18 protein-coding genes are annotated in these 17,103 nt (G+C 70.6%); 13 read left to right on the top strand and 5 right to left on the bottom strand.

Going from position 1 to position 17,103, the window contains the following annotated elements:
• The first annotated feature begins 16 nt into the window (after positions 1 to 16).
• The 4 genes from rpsK (at position 17) to rplQ (ending at position 3,001) form a co-directional block, all read left to right on the top strand.
• Positions 17 to 412, top strand: coding sequence for a 30S ribosomal protein S11 (gene rpsK, locus ACTHJJ_RS12210; RefSeq protein ID WP_034715209.1), 396 nt, complete (start codon positions 17 to 19; stop codon positions 410 to 412).
• Positions 413 to 443: 31 nt separating this feature from the next.
• Positions 444 to 1,052, top strand: coding sequence for a 30S ribosomal protein S4 (rpsD, locus tag ACTHJJ_RS12215; protein ID WP_440303214.1), 609 nt, complete (start codon positions 444 to 446; stop codon positions 1,050 to 1,052).
• Between the two features lie 175 nt (positions 1,053 to 1,227).
• Positions 1,228 to 2,253 carry a DNA-directed RNA polymerase subunit alpha gene (locus tag ACTHJJ_RS12220; RefSeq protein WP_440303215.1) on the top strand — a complete coding sequence of 342 codons (1,026 nt, stop codon included), beginning with the start codon at positions 1,228 to 1,230 and terminating at the stop codon, positions 2,251 to 2,253.
• A gap of 58 nt (positions 2,254 to 2,311) precedes the next feature.
• Complete coding sequence (rplQ, locus tag ACTHJJ_RS12225) at positions 2,312 to 3,001, top strand: 50S ribosomal protein L17, sunset domain variant (protein ID WP_440303216.1); 690 nt, start codon at positions 2,312 to 2,314, stop codon at positions 2,999 to 3,001.
• Between the two features lie 92 nt (positions 3,002 to 3,093).
• Here the strand turns inward: rplQ and ACTHJJ_RS12230 are convergent, their stop codons facing one another.
• Positions 3,094 to 3,639, bottom strand: a complete 546-nt coding sequence (locus tag ACTHJJ_RS12230) for an AMIN-like domain-containing (lipo)protein (protein ID WP_440303217.1) — start codon at positions 3,637 to 3,639, stop codon at positions 3,094 to 3,096.
• A 117-nt stretch (positions 3,640 to 3,756) separates the two neighbouring features.
• On the opposite strand from ACTHJJ_RS12230, the gene truA reads away from it, so the two are divergent.
• The 3 genes from truA to ACTHJJ_RS12245 all read left to right on the top strand — a co-directional run bounded on the left by truA (position 3,757) and on the right by ACTHJJ_RS12245 (position 6,644).
• The gene (gene truA / locus ACTHJJ_RS12235; RefSeq protein WP_440303218.1) at positions 3,757 to 4,626 is read left to right on the top strand and encodes a tRNA pseudouridine(38-40) synthase TruA; all 870 of its coding nucleotides are present in this window, start codon (positions 3,757 to 3,759) and stop codon (positions 4,624 to 4,626) included.
• Positions 4,627 to 4,701: 75 nt separating this feature from the next.
• On the top strand, positions 4,702 to 4,881 hold the full coding sequence (locus tag ACTHJJ_RS12240; RefSeq protein WP_440303219.1) for a hypothetical protein: 180 nt from the start codon (positions 4,702 to 4,704) through the stop codon (positions 4,879 to 4,881).
• A gap of 80 nt (positions 4,882 to 4,961) precedes the next feature.
• Entirely contained in the window at positions 4,962 to 6,644 is a 1,683-nt protein-coding gene (locus tag ACTHJJ_RS12245) for an ABC-F family ATP-binding cassette domain-containing protein (protein WP_440303220.1), read from the top strand.
• Positions 6,645 to 6,955: 311 nt separating this feature from the next.
• Here the strand turns inward: ACTHJJ_RS12245 and ACTHJJ_RS12250 are convergent, their stop codons facing one another.
• Complete coding sequence (locus tag ACTHJJ_RS12250) at positions 6,956 to 9,226, bottom strand: cell wall-binding repeat-containing protein (RefSeq protein WP_440303221.1); 2,271 nt, start codon at positions 9,224 to 9,226, stop codon at positions 6,956 to 6,958.
• Between the two features lie 147 nt (positions 9,227 to 9,373).
• Between ACTHJJ_RS12250 and ACTHJJ_RS12255 the strand changes: the two genes are divergently transcribed.
• The 3 genes from ACTHJJ_RS12255 (at position 9,374) to ACTHJJ_RS12265 (ending at position 12,073) form a co-directional block, all read left to right on the top strand.
• Positions 9,374 to 10,429, top strand: coding sequence for a nitronate monooxygenase (locus ACTHJJ_RS12255; RefSeq protein WP_440303222.1), 1,056 nt, complete (start codon positions 9,374 to 9,376; stop codon positions 10,427 to 10,429).
• A gap of 102 nt (positions 10,430 to 10,531) precedes the next feature.
• Positions 10,532 to 11,065 (top strand): YbaK/EbsC family protein, encoded by a 534-nt coding sequence (locus ACTHJJ_RS12260; RefSeq protein WP_440303223.1) that lies wholly within the window; start codon positions 10,532 to 10,534, stop codon positions 11,063 to 11,065.
• A gap of 75 nt (positions 11,066 to 11,140) precedes the next feature.
• Positions 11,141 to 12,073, top strand: a complete 933-nt coding sequence (locus ACTHJJ_RS12265; protein WP_440303230.1) for an aldo/keto reductase — start codon at positions 11,141 to 11,143, stop codon at positions 12,071 to 12,073.
• Between the two features lie 49 nt (positions 12,074 to 12,122).
• Here the strand turns inward: ACTHJJ_RS12265 and ACTHJJ_RS12270 are convergent, their stop codons facing one another.
• Entirely contained in the window at positions 12,123 to 12,686 is a 564-nt protein-coding gene (locus tag ACTHJJ_RS12270; protein WP_440303224.1) for an ArsR/SmtB family transcription factor, read from the bottom strand.
• Between the two features lie 249 nt (positions 12,687 to 12,935).
• Here ACTHJJ_RS12270 and rplM point away from each other — a divergent pair, with 249 nt between their 5' ends.
• From rplM to glmM, 3 genes are all read left to right on the top strand, one after another.
• Complete coding sequence (rplM, locus tag ACTHJJ_RS12275; protein ID WP_440303225.1) at positions 12,936 to 13,379, top strand: 50S ribosomal protein L13; 444 nt, start codon at positions 12,936 to 12,938, stop codon at positions 13,377 to 13,379.
• 39 nt (positions 13,380 to 13,418) lie between these two features.
• Positions 13,419 to 13,922, top strand: coding sequence for a 30S ribosomal protein S9 (rpsI, locus tag ACTHJJ_RS12280; RefSeq protein WP_440303226.1), 504 nt, complete (start codon positions 13,419 to 13,421; stop codon positions 13,920 to 13,922).
• 170 nt (positions 13,923 to 14,092) lie between these two features.
• Complete coding sequence (gene glmM, locus ACTHJJ_RS12285; RefSeq protein ID WP_440303227.1) at positions 14,093 to 15,463, top strand: phosphoglucosamine mutase; 1,371 nt, start codon at positions 14,093 to 14,095, stop codon at positions 15,461 to 15,463.
• Between the two features lie 63 nt (positions 15,464 to 15,526).
• Here glmM and ACTHJJ_RS12290 read toward each other — a convergent pair whose 3' ends face one another.
• Together ACTHJJ_RS12290 and ACTHJJ_RS12295 are read right to left on the bottom strand one after the other, a co-directional pair.
• The gene (locus tag ACTHJJ_RS12290) at positions 15,527 to 16,042 is read right to left on the bottom strand and encodes a beta-class carbonic anhydrase (protein ID WP_440303228.1); all 516 of its coding nucleotides are present in this window, start codon (positions 16,040 to 16,042) and stop codon (positions 15,527 to 15,529) included.
• Positions 16,039 to 17,103: FumA C-terminus/TtdB family hydratase beta subunit (locus ACTHJJ_RS12295; RefSeq protein ID WP_440303229.1), on the bottom strand; the 1,065-nt coding region annotated here is incomplete at its 5' end. The genes ACTHJJ_RS12295 and ACTHJJ_RS12290, both read right to left, overlap by 4 nt.

Genomic DNA, 17,103 nt, shown 5'->3' on the forward strand with positions numbered 1-17,103 from the left:
CTGACGTAGGAGAAACATGCCTCCCAAGGCTCGTACGACGAAGGTTCGTCGTAAGGAAAAGAAGAACGTCGCCCACGGGCACGCTCACATCAAGAGCACGTTCAACAACACCATCATCTCGATCACGGACCCGACCGGTGCCGTGATCTCGTGGGCCTCCGCCGGCCAGGTCGGCTTCAAGGGCTCGCGCAAGTCCACCCCGTATGCCGCGCAGATGGCCGCCGAGGCCGCTGCCCGTCGCGCCATGGAGCACGGCATGCGCAAGGTCGACGTCTTCGTCAAGGGCCCGGGCTCGGGCCGCGAGACGGCGATCCGTTCCCTCACCGCCGCCGGCCTCGAGGTGGGTGCCATCAGCGATGTCACCCCCACGCCGCACAACGGTGTCCGCCCGCCCAAGCGCCGCCGCGTCTGATCCGGCCCGAGACCACCAGGAGTAGATAGACATGGCTCGGTACACCGGCCCGATCACCAAGAAGTCCCGCCGCCTCAAGATGGACCTCGTCGGCGGCGACAAGAACTTCGAGCTGCGCCCCTTCCCGCCCGGCCAGCACGGCCGTCGGCGGATCCAGGAGAAGGAGTACCTGCTCCAGCTCCAGGAGAAGCAGAAGGCCCGCTTCGCCTACGGCGTCATGGAGAAGCAGTTCGTCCGCTACTACAAGGAGGCGGCTCGCCGCCCCGGCAAGACCGGTGAGAACCTCCTTCAGATCCTCGAGTCGCGCCTCGACAACGTGATCTACCGCGCGGGCCTGGCCCGCACGCGTCGGCACGCCCGTCAGCTCGTGACGCACGGCCACTTCGAGGTCAACGGCGTCCGCGTCGACGTCCCGTCCTACCGCGTCGAGCAGTACGACATCATCACGGTCCGCAAGCAGTCCGTCGAGACGTTCCCGTTCGAGCTGGCCCGCCAGACGTTCGGGGACCGCACTCCGCCGGCCTGGATGCAGGTCATCGAGGGGTCGCTGCAGGTGCTCATCCACCAGCTCCCGGTGCGCGCGCAGATCGACACGCCGCTCACCGAGCAGCTGATCGTCGAGCTCTACTCGAAGGACTGAGAACCAAGGGGTGGTATGCCGCGGAGCCCGCTCAGCGAGCGGTGCTTCAGCGGCATACCACATCCGTGTGCTGGGGCCGGGGTCGCAGACAGAGCCGACCCCCGGCCGCCCGGAGCGAGACCGGGCAGTTTCACGCGGCGTCAAATAGCGGTCGCCCGTGGGAAGGAAACGAACAGTGCTCATCGCACAGCGTCCCGTGCTCTCCGAGGAAGTCGTTGCGGACAACCGCAGCCGCTTCACGATCGAGCCGCTCGAGCCCGGCTTCGGCTACACGCTCGGCAACAGCCTCCGTCGCACCCTGCTCTCGAGCATCCCGGGTGCGTCGGTCACGTCGATCCGCATCGACGGCGTGCTCCACGAGTTCACCACCGTGCCCGGGGTGAAGGAGGACGTCACCGAGATCATCCTCAACATCAAGGGCCTCGTCGTCTCCTCGGAGCACGACGAGCCGGTCGTCATGTACCTGCGCAAGCAGGGCCCCGGTGAGGTCACCGCGGCCGACATCACGCCGCCCGCCGGTGTCGAGGTGCACAACCCCGACCTGCGCATCGCGACGCTCAACGACAAGGGCAAACTCGAGATGGAGCTGACCGTCGAGCGTGGCCGTGGCTACGTCTCGGCGCAGCAGAACAAGTCCGGCGACCAGGAGATCGGCCGCATCCCGGTCGACTCGATCTACAGCCCGGTCCTCGCCGTGACCTACAAGGTCGAGGCGACCCGTGTCGAGCAGCGCACCGACTTCGACAAGCTCATCGTCGACGTCGAGACCAAGAACTCCCTCACGCCACGTGACGCGATGGCGTCGGCCGGCAAGACGCTCGTCGAGCTGTTCGGCCTGGCGCGCGAGCTCAACGTCGAGGCCGAGGGCATCGACATGGGCCCGTCGCCGACTGACGCCGCGCTGGCCGCGGACCTCGCGCTCCCGATCGAGGACCTCGACCTGACGGTCCGGTCCTACAACTGCCTGAAGCGCGAGGGCATCCACACCGTCGGTGAGCTCGTCGGCCGTAGCGAGGCGGACCTGCTCGACATCCGCAACTTCGGTGCGAAGTCGATCGACGAGGTCAAGGCCAAGCTCGCCGGCATGGGTCTCGCGCTCAAGGACAGCCCGCCCGGGTTCGACCCGTCGGCCATCGTCGACAACTACGACGACGGCTACGACGAGGACGACGAGTCCTACGTCGAGGACGAGCAGCTCTGACAACCGCCCCCTGACGTCGGCTCCCCGCGGGCCGGTCAGACCCCACTAGGAGAACGAAATGCCCACCCCCACCAAGGGTCCCCGCGTCGGTGGCGGCCCCGCGCACGAGCGGCTGATCCTCAGCAACCTCGCGACGGCCCTCTTCGAGAACGACCGGATCACGACGACCGAGGCCAAGGCCAAGCGCCTGCGCCCGTTCGCCGAGCGGCTCATCACCTTCGCCAAGCGTGGTGACCTCGCCGCGCGTCGCCGCGTCCTTGCGGTCGTGCGCGACAAGGGTGCCGTCCACCGCCTCTTCGCCGAGATCGCCCCCGACATGGCGCAGCGCGAGGGTGGCTACACCCGCATCACGAAGATCGGTGGCCGCAAGGGTGACAACGCCCCCATGGCCGTGATCGAGCTCGTCCGCGAGCCGCTGTCGGCCAAGAAGGCGACGGTCAAGGAGGCCGAGGCGGCGACGAAGCGCGCTGCCAAGGACGCCGCGCCCGTCGAGGAGGCGCCGGTCGAGGAGGCGCCGGTCAGCGACGCCCAGGCCGACGCCCCGGCCGTGGACGTGCCGGAGGGCGCGGCTCCGGCCACGACCGACGGCTCGGCCCCCGAGGGCTACACCGTCAAGGCCGAGTCCGGCTCGAAGCTCTACCACGAGGCCGGCACGGAGTCGTACGACGAGGCGACCGCCGACTTCTGGTTCGAGTCCGCCGAGGACGCCGAGGCCGCCGGCTTCACGAAGGCCGGCTCCGCGGAGTGACCTTCGGTCCAAGCTGATCCGAGAGGCCGATCCCCACTGTGGGGGTCGGCCTCTCGCCATTCCCCGATCGAGAGTGCCCGGTGGAGTGCGGCCTACCAGTGGTGGGCGACGTCGACGACGAGCCGCTGGCCGCCGTCCGGAGCCATGAGCACGAAGGCGCGCATCGGGAGTCGTGCCCGCACCCCGAGGCCGAAGTCGGTGTAGCCCTCGAAGCTCGTGACCCACTTCAGCTGGCGGAACGACTGCCAGCCGGCATACGTGAGGGTCCCGCCGGCCGGGATCCGCTTCGCGGCCGGCGCCTTGACCGTGACCTGGATGCGAGCGCCGCCGCTGACCGGCACTGGTAGCCCACTGCTCGGGCTCGTCACCGTGGAGACGTAGCGGACGTCGTAGCCGACCTTGCCGGTGCCGCGACCGAGGTCGAAGACGAGCCGGTCGAAGCAGGGGTGCTGCCCGGCACGGACCCCTGTGATGCTCGCCCGGGTCTGGCTCGCCGAGGTCTTTGCCAGCGACCCCCACTGCGTGCCGCAGCTCGGCAGGGCCGATGCGGTGTTCGTTGTCGCAGCCGCGGTGACCGGTGCGGCGAGGGCCGCGGCGAGCGCGATGGCGCAAAGGCGGCGACGGGTGTTGGTCTTCATGATCGGGCCCCCTCTTGGTTGGAGCCGGCCGGCCGGGTGCCGGCGCGACTGATGGATAGAAGACGTCCCGTGACCCGTGGGGGTTGACCTCGTGACGACATGGATAGGCTCGCCGCCATGGGCGAGGAGGAGACCGTGCGGCTGCGCCTCGACCTCGCCTATGACGGCACCGACTTCTCGGGGTGGGCGGCCCAACCGGACCGCCGCACGGTGGAGGCGGTGCTGTCGTCGGCACTGACGACGTTGCTCCGCTCGCAGCAGCCGGTACGCCTCACGGTCGCCGGACGGACCGATGCGGGGGTGCACGCGCGCGGTCAGGTCGCACACGTCGACGTCGACGCCGCCGCGTTCGCCGCGCTCCCGGGACGGTCCACGCGACCGCCTGAGGCGGCCCTCGTGAGCCGGCTGAGCGGCATACTCCCGGGCGACGTCGTCGTGCGGCAGGCCAGCCGAGCACCCGTGGGGTTCGACGCCCGCTTCGCGGCGCAGGAGCGGCGCTACCTCTACCGCATCGCCGACCCGTATGCCGTGCACGACCCGTTGCGGCGGCACGACACAGTGGGGTGGCGGCGGCCCCTCGATGTCGACGCCATGAACGCGGCATCGCGCACACTGCTCGGGCTGAAGGACTTCGCGGCGTTCTGCAAGCGGCGCGAGGGAGCGACCACGATCCGCACCCTGCTCGACTTCTCGTGGCGGCGCCTGCCGGACGGGGTGCTCGCCGCGACGGTGCGCGCCGATGCCTTCTGCCACTCGATGGTGCGCTCGCTCGTCGGGTCCGTCGTGCCGGTGGGGGAGGGCCGGCGCGGCGCCGAGTGGCCCGAGCAGCTGCAGGGCAGGGGGCAACGGGCGAGCGAGATCCTCGTCATGCCGGCACACGGCCTCAGCCTCGAGGAGGTCGTCTACCCGCCGGACGAGCAGCTCGCGGAGCGGGCCGAGCAGGCCCGCGCGCGTCGGGACGCACCGGGCGTAGAACCGGCCCTGTGATTGGATCGAGACCATGCCCCCTTCCCGCCGGGTCGTCTCCGTCGCCCTGTTGACCTGCGTCTTCGTCCTGACCGGGTGCAGCAGCGAGGGCTCGGGCGGGCCGACGGCGGGCACGACATCGGCGGCGGCATCGCGTGGTCCTGGGCGGTGCGGCACGACGACCGCGTCTACCTGCTGACCCTCTCCTCGCAGGAGGGCGCCAACGGCGCGATGGCCCAGCTCGACCGGATCATCACCACCTGGCAATGGGCCTGAGCCCGGATCGTCGAGGGACCCGAGGGGGCGGGGCGATATCCGCGTGACGGGGTGAGCGGCATACGTCACGATGGACCCTCGTGGGCCACATCGACGTCAACTCCGTCTCCTTCTCGCTGCCGGACGGCCGGCCGCTGCTGAACGACGTCTCGTTCCGGGTCGGCGAGGGCGCGAAGGTCGCCCTCATCGGGCCGAACGGCACCGGCAAGACGACGCTCACCCGCATCGTCTCCGGCGACCTGCCCGCGGAGGAGGGCGCAGTCACGCGCTCCGGCGGGCTCGGCGTGATGCGGCAGTTCATCGGGTCCGTGCGCGACGAGTCGACCGTGCGCGACCTGCTCGTCTCGGTCGCGCCCGAGCGAATCCGCACGGCCGCCAAGGAGATCGACCGCACCGAGATGCTCATGATGGAGCGGGACACCGAGGCCGACCAGATGGCCTATGCCCACGCGCTCGTCGAGTGGGGCGAGGCGGGTGGTTACGAGCAGGAGACCGTCTGGGACCAGGTGACCATGGCGGCGCTCGGCGTGCCGTACGAGAAGGCCCAGTGGCGGCGCGTCACGACCCTCTCCGGCGGCGAGCAGAAGCGGCTCGTCCTCGAGGCGCTGCTCCGCGGCCCCGAAGAGGTGCTGCTCCTCGACGAGCCGGACAACTACCTCGACGTGCCGACGAAGCGCTGGCTCGAGGAAGCACTCGTCGCCTCGCCGAAGACGGTCCTGTTCATCAGCCACGACCGGGAGCTGCTCGACCGCGTCGCGACGCGCATCGCGACCCTCGAGCCGGGCGCGGCCGGGGCGACGCTCTGGGTGCACCCCGGCGGGTTCGGCACGTACGCCGAGGCGCGCGCCGACCGCAACGCCAGGCTCGAGGAGCTGCGCAAGCGGTGGGACGAGGAGCACGCGAAGCTCAAGGCGCTCGTGCAGATGTACAAGCAGAAGGCCGCCTACAACTCCGACATGGCCGCGCGCTACCAGGCCGCCCAGACCCGGCTGCGCCGGTTCGAGGACGCCGGGCCACCCGAGGCCGTGCCGCTGCGCCAGCAGGTCAAGATGCGCCTCACCGGTGGTCGCACCGCCAAGCGGGCGGTCATCGCCGAAGGCCTCGAGCTGACCGGGCTGATGAAGCCGTTCGACCTCGAGGTGTGGTTCGGCGAGCGGGTCGCGGTCCTCGGCTCGAACGGCTCGGGCAAGTCCCACTTCCTGCGGCTGCTCGCCTGCGGCGGGTCGGATCCCGAGCCGGAGCACCGGCCCGTCGGCGACGTGCTGCCGAAGCCCGTGGAGCACACCGGGGTGGCGCGGCTCGGCTCTCGGGTCCGGCCGGGGTGGTTCGCCCAGACCCACGAGCACCCGACCCTGATGGGCCGCACCCTGCTCGAGATCCTCCACCGGGGCGACGAGCACCGGGCCGGCAAGCCGCGCGAGGAGGCCGCTCGTGCGCTCGACCGCTACGAGCTCGCCCGCTCGGGGGAGCAGACCTTCGAGTCCCTGTCCGGTGGGCAGCAGGCGCGTTTCCAGATCCTCCTGCTCGAGCTCTCCGGGGCCACGCTCCTGCTTCTCGACGAGCCGACCGACAACCTCGACCTGCAGTCGGCCGAGGCGCTCGAGGAGGGCCTGGACCGCTTCGAGGGGACGGTCGTCGCGGTGACGCACGACCGCTGGTTCGCGCGGGGCTTCGACCGGTTCCTCGTCTTCGGGGAGGACGGCCGGGTGTACGAGTCCGACGAGCCCGTCTGGGACGAGCGCCGCGTCGTACGTCCCCGCTGACCCCCGGGTAGGCCGCTCAGCCCGCCACGCTCGGCACTGAGCGCTGGTGCGGGGCGGGGCCGCGGCATACCCACTCGTCGAGTGAGCGGTTGGTCCCACCCGTCACACCGGGGTTGTGACTCCTGAGGCGGGTCGCTCACTCGACTGGTGAGGTGTCCGCGCCGAAGACCCCTGTCTGTCGTCGAGTGAGCGGTTGGTCCCACCCGTCACACCAGGGCTGTGACCCCTGAGGCGGGTCGCTCACTCGACTTCGTGGGTGCTCGTCGAGTCAGCGCTTCGGTCCCACCCGTCACGGCGGGGACAAGGCTGGGTCAGTTGATCGCGTCGCGGACCTTGGCGACGACGGTGTTCGAGACGACCGTGGGGCCCCCGAGCACGTAGGCCGACTGGGGCTTGAGGCGCACCAGCTCGTCGCGGATCGCGTCCGGCAGCCGGTCGCTTCGAGTCAGGAGGACGGGCGCCCCGAAGGAGCCGGCCACCGCGGCGGCGGCGAGCGCGTCCGGGAAGTTCTCGCCGGAGGGAACGTACACCGAGGTCGCCGTGGAGAACTGCTTGGCGACCGCGGCGGCGGTGCCGTAGCGGTCACTGCCGGCGAGGCGGGTGACGCTCCCGGTGCTCGTGTAGCGGGCGAGCTGCGAAGCGACGCCGGCGGAGACCGCGCCGGTGCTGCCGAGGACGACGATGCGGTCGGGCCGCAGGGTCGACAGCGCCTTGGCGGTTGCCGCCGGCACGCTCGTGGGCTTCGTCAGCAGGACGGGCGCCTTGTCACGGCCGGCGAGGGCGGCGCCGGCGAGCGCGTCCGGGAAGTCCTCGCCGGTCGCGACGTAGGCGACCTTTCCGCGGGGCGGGTAGTAGCCCGCGATGAGCGCGGCAGTGTCGTAGCGGTTGCTGCCACCGACGCGCTGCAGGGCGCGTCCGGTCGTCATGGCCTGAAGGGACTTGGCGACAGAGTCGGACACGGCGCCGGTGCCGCCGAGGACGACGACACGGGTGGGCCGTAGGCGGTTCATCGCATCGCGCGTCGCGGTGGGGACCGCGTTCGTCTGGGTCAACAGCAGCGGGCCGCCGTAATACGCCGCACGGGCCGCCCCGGCGTGGGCGTCGGGGAAGTCGCTCCCGCTGGCGACGTAGACGACATCGACTCCCGGCGAGAAGGCGCGGGAGGCCTCCGCGGCCGTCGAGAAGCGGTCCGATCCGGCGACGCGGCTGATGGTGCCGGGGCTGACGGTGCCGGGGTCCGCGGCCTTCGCGTTGATCGTGAAGTAGTTCGACGACAGGCCGTCGCTGTATGACGGCCACGGGCGGACGCCCATGCTGCCGTTGCCGCTCGTGTCCTTGGAGACGTACGCACCGGTCGAGGTGAAGCCCTCGACGCGGACGGACTGGACGCGGCCACCCCAGTCGCCGCTGCCGTCTCGCTTGAGGATCTGGATGCGCTCGACGCGAGCGATTCCGAAATAGGACTCCAGCGCGGCGACAGGCAACTTGGCGTTCCAGGCATGGGGACGGCCGCCTGCGTAGGCGCCGTCATAGGGGTCGTCCTTAGCGGGGAGGTACTTGTGGTCCCCGCCGGCGGCGACCGCACGTCCGCCGTTCGAGGAGGAGTACATGGTTGTCGCCAGCCGGACCCCGTCGGGGAACTTGAAGTTGAGGACTTCCCCCGGAGTGGCGTCGATGGCCGCGTTCGTCGAGCCCCACTCGTAGGAGGTGATCGTGCCGTCGGGCTTGCGGGCGCCGCGGCCCTTGTAGACCTGGCAGCTCGTTGTGTCGCAGGTGTCGTAGTAGCTCGTGTGCTTGCTCCGGGTGGAGGCATATGTCCGGGCCGCGACCGCCTGTGACTTGAGAGCCTCCAGCTGCCATGACGGCGGCATCTCCGACGGGACGACGCCGCGGAGATAGTCCTCCATCGGTAGGGCGTTGACGGTGGCGAGCTTCGTCGTGCCGGTGTGCTCCGCCGTGATCGTGCCGCGGTAGACCCGCCGCTCGCCGCCGGGCAGGAACAGGTCAACGGTGCTCTTGGCTTGCCCGACCGACTCAGTGGCCTGCGTGCTGGAGAACGTGACCGGGCACGGAGTCTTGTCCTTCTGGTAAACGCTCCACTTCGAGTTCTGGTAGGACTCGACGACGCAGGTCGTCGCGGTCTTACCCGTCGCCGTGACCTTCCACTGAGTCGGCTCGGGAGGCAGCGCGAGCGCCTTGCCGCCCCCGGTCGCCATCGCGAGCCCAGGACGGGCCCCGACCTGGACGACGCCGTCGTTGTCGATGGTGATCCCGATCTTGATCGTGGTCAGCGTCGTCTGTGCGATCGTCGTGCCGGGGTAGTAGAAGCTCAGGATCTCGCTGTGCTTGAGACCCTTCGTCGCCGCGCCCTGTGCGCCATACTGGGACATGCCGATGCCGTGCCCGTAGCCGCCGCCGACGACGTCGAAGACCGGGTCCGCCGGCCGGAGGTAGACCTCGGACCCGGGCGCAGGCGCGGGTAGCGTCGCCGCGTTCGCCGTCGGGGCATCCGCGAATGCCGGAACGGCCGCGACGAGCGCGGCCGCAGCGAGCATCGCGAGATAACGAGGCGTTGTGCGCATGGAAAGCTCCCAGGTCCCGAGGCGGCGATCACCAGTGTGTTGCAGGAGTGACTGGTGTGACAAGCAATCACATCGCTGTAATTCGCTGTCCCCGAGTCGAATTGCCTCAGGCTCGCCCCATGCGACCGCAAACGATAGCGTCACGTCATGGTCGTGACCGAACTGGACGTCCCGATCGTCGGCGCCCCGATGGCGGGCGGCCCGAGCACCCCCGAGCTCGCCGCGGCGGTCTCGGACGCTGGGGGCCTCGGGTTCCTCGCGGGTGGAATGCTCGACGCACCAGAGCTGCACGAGCAGATTGCGGAGGTGTGGTCGCGCACCGAGCGCCCCTTCGGCGTCAACCTGTTCGTCCCCGCGACTGCCAACGTGTATGCCGCTCAGCCCCGGCCGCTCGACGGCCCGGACCGCGCGCGGGCTGTCGGGGAGTACCGGGAGCGCCTGGGGCCGGATGCGGCACGCCTCGGGGCCGAGCTCGGGGAGGCGCGGCCCGAGGACACCGACGACTGGGACCGCAAGATCGACGTCGTGATCGAGGAGCGTGTCCCCGTCGTGTCGTTCACGTTCGGCCTGCCGAGCGCCGCGGTGGTCCATGAGATTCAGCGGTCGGGCACCGAGGTCCTCGTCACGGTGACCGACGTCGACGAGGCGCGCGCGGCGGCGACCCACGAGGTGGATGGCCTGTGCGTCCAGGGCCCCGAGGCCGGCGGGCACCGCGGCACCCTCGACGAGGCGAAGGATCCCTCGACCGACGACCTCATCGGCCTCGTCGAGGCGGTGCGGGCCGCCGTCGACCTGCCGATCATCGCTGCGGGCGGCGTGTCCCAGCCGCAGCGGGCGGCGCAGGTCCGCCTGGCGGGGGCCGACGCCATACAGGTCGGCACGCTCCTGCTGCTGACGCCCGAGGCTGGGACGCACCTGGTGCACCGGCGCGCCCTCGGCGACCCCGCGTTCACGGAGACCGCAGTGACGCGCGTGTTCTCCGGCAGGCTCGCCCGGTCGCTCACCAACGACTTCGTCCGCGCTCACGACGGGCACGCCCCGGCCGCGTATCCCGAGGTGAACCATGTCGCCGGCCCCCTCCGGCGGGCGGCCGCGGCTGCCGAGGACCCGCAATGGTTCGCCCTCTGGGCCGGGACCGGGTGGCGGGACGCGCGTCCGGTGCCCACCGCCGTCGTCGTGCGCGACCTCGCGGCCTCCCTCTGAGCTGTCCGCCCGGGGTCCGCCCTCAGGGCTCGGTGGCCTAACGCTGGCTCGGACCGGCGAGGGCGCGTTCGACGAGCCGGGGCGGCTGCCTAGAGTGCTGGCATGGCCTCTGCTGAAGGAAACCTCACCTGGCTGCCCGCTGCCGACCACCCCGAGCTCGTCGCGCCCCCGGTGTCCGCAGCCCTCGCGCTCGTGCCCTACACGCGTGTCGCCGAGATCGACGCGAGTCTTGCCGACACCGCCGCCTTCTGCGAGGCGTACGATGTCGCACTCGAGGCATCCGCGAACTGCGTCGTCGTCGAGGCACGCCGTGGAGAGGTGACGACCCTCGCGGCCGTCATGGTGCTCGCGACGGACCGGGCCGACATCAACCGCGTCGTCCGCAAGCACCTCGGCGCTCGCAAGATCTCCTTCGCGGACCAGGCTAAGGCCGAAGAGCTGACCGGAATGCAGCAGGGCGGCATCACCCCGGTCGGCCTGCCCGACGGCTGGCCGATCCTCGTCGACGAGCACGTGGCCGCGGCCGGACGCGTCGTGATCGGCGCGGGAATCCGCGGGGCGAAGCTGCTCCTCGACGGCGCCGACCTCGCGAAGCTGCCCGGCGCCGAGGTCATCGCCCTCACCATCGACTCCTGAGCGGCCCGGCCCGGCCCGGCTCCAAGGGTCGCGGAGGCCCGCCACTACGGTGGGGGAGTGACGAGCTCCCCAACCATGACCTACCGACAGCTCGGCGACAGCGGCCTGACGGTCTCGACGGTCGGCCTGGGCTGCAACAACTTCGGACGACGTCTCGACGCCGACGCGACCGCCACCGTCGTCGGCGCGGCCCTCGATGCCGGCATCACGCTCTTCGACACGGCGGACATCTACGGCCTCGGCGCGAGCGAGGAGCTCCTCGGTCGGGCCCTCGGGCGCGAGCGCGAGAACGTTGTCGTGGCAACGAAGTTCGGTATGGACATGCAGGGCTCGAACGGACCGGACTGGGGTGCCCGCGGCTCGCGGCGCTACATCCGCAAGGCCGTCGAGGCGAGCCTGCAGCGCCTCGGCACCGACTGGATCGACCTCTACCAGTACCACCGGCCCGACCCGGTCACGCCGCTCGAGGAGACGCTCGCCGCGCTGCACGAGCTCGTCGTCGAGGGCAAGGTGCGCTACATCGGCTCGAGCAACTTCGCCGGGTGGCAGGTCATCGAGGCCGACTGGGCCGCTCGCGCCGGGGGCCTCACCCCCTTCGTCTCCGCACAGAACGAGTACTCGCTGCTCGAGCGGGACGTCGAGGATGAGCTCGTGCCCGCGTGCGAGCACGTCGGGGTCGGCATCCTCCCCTTCTTCCCGCTCGCCTCCGGGCTGTTGACCGGCAAGTACCGCCGCGGCGAGACAGCGCCCCAGGGGACGCGCATGGCCGGCCAGCCAGACCGGCTCGCCGATGCGGACTGGGACACCATCGAGGCGATCGAGGCGTATGCCGCTGAGCGCGGTCTGCGCCCCATCGACGTCGCGATCGGTGGCCTCGCCGCGCAGCCCGCGGTGGCCTCGGTCATCGCCGGAGCGACCCGGCCCGAGCAGGTCGCCGACAACGTCCGCGCCGGCCTCTGGGAGCCGACCGTCGAGGACCTCGCCGCACTCGACGCCGTCACCGCCTGACCCGCCGCCACCTCGGTCGAGGTATTTACCGGACGGTGGTGTCCGGGGATCACCTCGAACCGGCGGGCGGCCGGTCGAGATCGAGCGGATAGGTGAACTCGTAGAACGCCACCCGTCGCGCTGTCGGGTTGCCCTGCCCGACACGTCGGTACCGCTCGACCACCTCGGTGATCTCGGCCGTCATCGCGTCGAGCTGCTCCGTCGTCACCAGCACCATCGCATCACGCGGCGTGCACGCGTCCTGCCACGCGACCGGCCAGGCGCCCGCGACACCGAGCCACCTGTCGTACTGCTCTGCGAAGTGCGCCGCGTAGTCGCGAGCCAGCCACCCGAGCGCGCTCTCGGAGTCCTCGTCTCCGGCGACGTCGCTCGGGTACCAGTCCCGCGACGGCTCCACGGCACGCCAGACCCGCCGCTTGCCCGTGCCCTCGCCCGTGTCCGCGACGAGGCCCGCGGCCTCGAGCCGGCGCAGGTGGTAGCTCGTGGCGCCCGAGTTCGTCCCCAGTGCGCGTGCGAGGTCCGTCGCGGTGGCGGGTCCGCCGACGCGCAGCTGCTGAACCAGGCGCCCCCTGAGGGGGTGGGCGAGCGATCTCAGGGTGTCGTCAGCCGCCATGCGTGCACAATACCTTTGCACAGTTCGTATGCACAACAGTCCTTGCAGGCCCAGTCCGAAAGTCGTTTCCGCAGGTCAAGCCCCGTTTTCGGCGGCTCCACCGCCGATTTGGGAGGCGCCCCGGCCATCCGTACCATTGATGAGGTTGTGCTGCGGAGCGCCGGCGAAGCCCGCCACCCACAGGGTGAGCGCTCGCGCGGAACGAGTTCAGCGGCATACAGGCACTCATCGAAGCAAAGGCAGACTCCATTGCGCACCTACACCCCGAAGCCCGGCGAGGTCACTCGCACGTGGCACGTCATCGACGCGACCGACGTCGTGCTCGGACGCCTCGCGAGCCAGGCCGCGGTCCTGCTGCGGGGCAAGCACAAGCCGCAGTTCGCGCCGCACGTCGACACCGGTGACTTCGTCATCATCATCAACGCCGACAAGGTCGCCCTGACCGGCGCCAAGGCGGAGCAGAAGAAGGCCTACCGCCACTCCGGCTTCCCGGGCGGCCTCAAGGCGACGAGCTACACCGACCTGCTCGCGAAGAACCCCGAGAAGGCCGTCGAGAAGGCGATCCGCGGGATGCTCCCCAAGAACAGCCTGGCCCGCCAGCAGCTGTCCAAGCTCAAGGTCTACCGCGGCGCCGAGCACCCGCACGGCGCCCAGAAGCCCGTGCCCTTCGAGATCTCCCAGGTCGCGCAGTAAGCGCCGCCTCGAGCACTGACTGCGTAGAAAGAGAACCCAGTGACTGACATTGTGAACGAGGACGTCCTCGACACCGACGAGCCGCAGCTCACCGAGTACACCTCCGAGTCGGAGACTGCGGTCGCCGGCGAGGCGCGCCCCGCCCGCCAGGTCTCGACCCCCGGCGCCGGCACCGGCCGCCGCAAGCAGGCCATCGCCCGCGTCCGGATCGTCCCGGGCACCGGCGAGTGGAAGATCAACGGCCGCACCCTCGAGGACTACTTCCCGAACAAGGTGCACCAGCAGATCGTCCGCGAGCCGCTGACCATCCTCGACCTCGAGGGCTCCTACGACGTGCTCGTCCGCGTCCACGGCGGTGGCCCCTCCGGGCAGGCCGGCGCGGTCCGCCTCGGCGTGGCCCGCTCGCTCAACGACGTCGACGGCGAGCTGAACCGTCCGGCCCTCAAGAAGGCCGGCTTCCTCACCCGCGACGCCCGCGTCCCCGAGCGCAAGAAGGCCGGTCTCAAGAAGGCCCGCAAGGCGCCGCAGTACTCCAAGCGCTGACCCGGCGCGTGGCTCGGCCGCATGCTCCGGTATGCCGCTGAGCTCACCCCCAGACGAAAGGCCCCGAGGGCTCCTCGGGGCCTTTCGCCGTGCTGGGGGGTAAGTTCTCCTTGGCGTGCTGCGCTCCGGCGCACCCCCTCCACGCGCGCCAGCAACGAAAGGCAACACCTGTGGCTCGACTCTTCGGCACCGACGGCGTGCGCGGCACGGCGAACAAGGACATCACAGCGGAGCTCGCACTCGACCTGTCGGTCGCGGCGGCTCACGTGCTGGCCGAGGTCGGAGAGTTCAACGGTCATCGCCCGGTCGCTGTCGTCGGCCGGGACCCGCGCGCGTCGGGGGAGTTCCTCGCGGCCGCGACGGGCGCCGGTCTCGCGTCGGCCGGGGTGGACGTCAGGGACGCCGGGGTGCTGCCGACGCCGGCCATCGCCTACCTGGTGGCCCAGCAGGGCGCGGACCTCGGCGCGATGCTGTCCGCGTCGCACAACCCCATGCCTGACAACGGCATCAAGTTCTTCGCCCGCGGCGGGCAGAAGCTCGCCGACGATCTCGAGGACCGGATCGAGGCCCGGCTGCGCGAGGACTGGCAGCGGCCGCTCGGACGCGACGTGGGCCGCATCCAGCCGATGCCCGACGGCGCGGACCGTTATGTCGAGCACCTCCTGTCCGTGCTGCCCCACCGTCTCGACGGGCTGCACATCGTCCTCGACACGGCGCACGGGGCCGCCTCGGCCGTGGCCCCCCGGGTCTTCGCCGAAGCCGGTGCCCGCGTGACCCAGATCGGCGGATCTCCCGACGGGCTCAACATCAACGACGACTACGGCTCGACCCACGTCGAGCACCTGCAGGAGGCGGTCGTCGAGCTGGGCGCCGACCTCGGGCTCGCCTTCGACGGTGACGCCGACCGGTGCCTCGCCGTGGACGCGACGGGGGCACTGGTCGACGGGGACCAGATCATGGCGATCCTCGCCCTCGCGATGAAGGAGCGGGGGGTGCTGCGCGGGGACACGCTGGTCGCCACGGTCATGTCGAACCTCGGAATGGTCCAGGCGCTCGAGGCTGCTGGCATCACAGTCGTGCAGACCGGGGTGGGCGACCGCTACGTCCTCGAGGCGATGAAGGCCGGGGGTTATGCCCTCGGCGGTGAGCAGTCCGGCCACGTCGTGCTGCTCGACCACGCCACGACGGGCGATGGGGAGCTGACGGGCCTCATGCTGGCCTCGCGGGTCGCCGAGACGGGCCGCTCCCTCGCCGACCTGGCGAGCGTCATGAAGCACTTCCCGCAGGTGCTCATCAACGTCAAGGACGTGGACAAGGCCGCTCTCGACGCGAACGAGCGGGTTGCCGAAGCGGTGCGCCTCGCCGAGGCCGAGCTGGGGGAGCGCGGCCGGGTGCTGCTGCGCAAGTCCGGGACCGAGCCGGTGGTGCGCGTCATGGTCGAGGCCGAGGACGGCGACGAAGCGAGCCTCGTCGCAGCCCGTCTCGTCGACGTGGTCAAGGCCGAGCTGGCCCTCCAGCCGACCGCCGCGGCGCTCGACTGAGCATCGCTCGACTGAGGGGCACTCGACTGAGGGGCACTCGACTGAGCCGGGCCCCGCTCGGGACTACTTGACCTCGCGGAGCAGCCCCGTGTCGACGTCGTAGATGAACCCGCCGACAAGGGTCGACTCGGCGATGAGCGGGTGCGAACGGACCTTGGCGAGGTCCTCACGCAGCTTCTGCTCCTGGTCGTCGACGACGCTGAAGCTCATCCACGACGCGTCCTTGCCGGCGAGCTCGCCGATCTTCGAGCGCAGCTCGTTCTCGGAGTTCTTGCCCATCGCGCACTTCGTGTGGGGGACGACGAGGATGCGGTTGACGTTGAGCAGGTAGGTCGACAGGACCAGCGCCTCGAGGGCCTGGTCGGTGACGCGACCACCGGGGTTGCGGAAGATCTTGGCGTCGCCCGGCTCGAGGCCGACGATGCCCAGGGGGTCGATCCGCGAGTCCATGCAGGTGACGATGGCGACCCCCGACTGGGCGATGCCGTCGAAGCCGGCGAGGTGGAAGTTCTCGGCGTAATGGCGGTTGTTCTCGAGCAGGTCCTCGAAGTCGGTCGGGTTCTCGATCTTGTCCGTCACTGCAGTCCTTCCCGGGTGGTGATGGTCAGGGCGACCGGCTTGCTCACCTCGGCGAAGAAGTCGTTGCCCTTGTCGTCGACGACGATGAAGGCGGGGAAGTCCTCGACCTCGATCCTCCAGATCGCCTCCATGCCGAGCTCCTCGTACTCGAGGACCTCGACGTGCTTGATGCAGTCCTGCGCGAGTCGCGCCGCCGGGCCGCCGATCGAGCCGAGGTAGAACCCGCCGTGAGTGCGGCAGGCGTCGGTCACCTGCTGGCTCCGGTTGCCCTTGGCGAGCATGACCAGCGAGCCACCGGCGGCCTGGAACTGGTCGACGTAGGAGTCCATCCGGCCCGCCGTCGTGGGCCCGAAGGACCCGGACGCCATACCTGCGGGCGTCTTGGCCGGGCCCGCGTAGTAGACGGGGTGGTCCTTGAGGTACTGCGGCATCTCCTCGCCCGCGTCGAGCCGCTCCTTGATCTTCGCGTGGGCGATGTCGCGGGCGACGACGAGGGGACCGGTGAGCGACAGTCGGGTCTTGACCGGGTGCTTGCTCAGCTCGGCGCGGATCTCGTCCATGGGACGGTTGAGGTCGATCTTGACGACCACGTTGCGGCTGATCGAGGAGACCCCCACCGCATCGTCGGCTGCGTCGCCGAGCCCGCTCAGCGCCTCGTGGGTCTGCTCCGGCAGGAACCGGGCTGGGTCCGTCTCGAGCTGCTCGATGAAGACGCCGTCGGGCGTGATCTTGCCGAGGCACTGCCGGTCGGCGGAGCACGAGACGGCGATGGCCACCGGCAGCGAGGCGCCGTGGCGGGGCAGGCGCACGACGCGGACGTCGTGGCAGAAGTACTTGCCGCCGAACTGGGCGCCGATCCCGAAGTTGCGGGTGAGCTCGAGCACCCGCTCCTCGAGCTCGGTGTCACGGAACGCGTGGGCCGTCATCGAGCCCTGCTTGGGGAGGGTGTCGAGGTACTTCGCGGAGGCGTACTTCGCGGTCTTGAGGGCGAACTCCGCGCTCGTGCCCCCGATGACGATCGCGAGGTGGTACGGCGGGCAGGCCGCCGTGCCGAGGGAGCG

This window comes from Intrasporangium sp. (genome assembly GCF_051961875.1).
In the GTDB taxonomy this organism is placed as follows: Bacteria; Actinomycetota; Actinomycetes; order Actinomycetales; family Dermatophilaceae; genus Intrasporangium_A.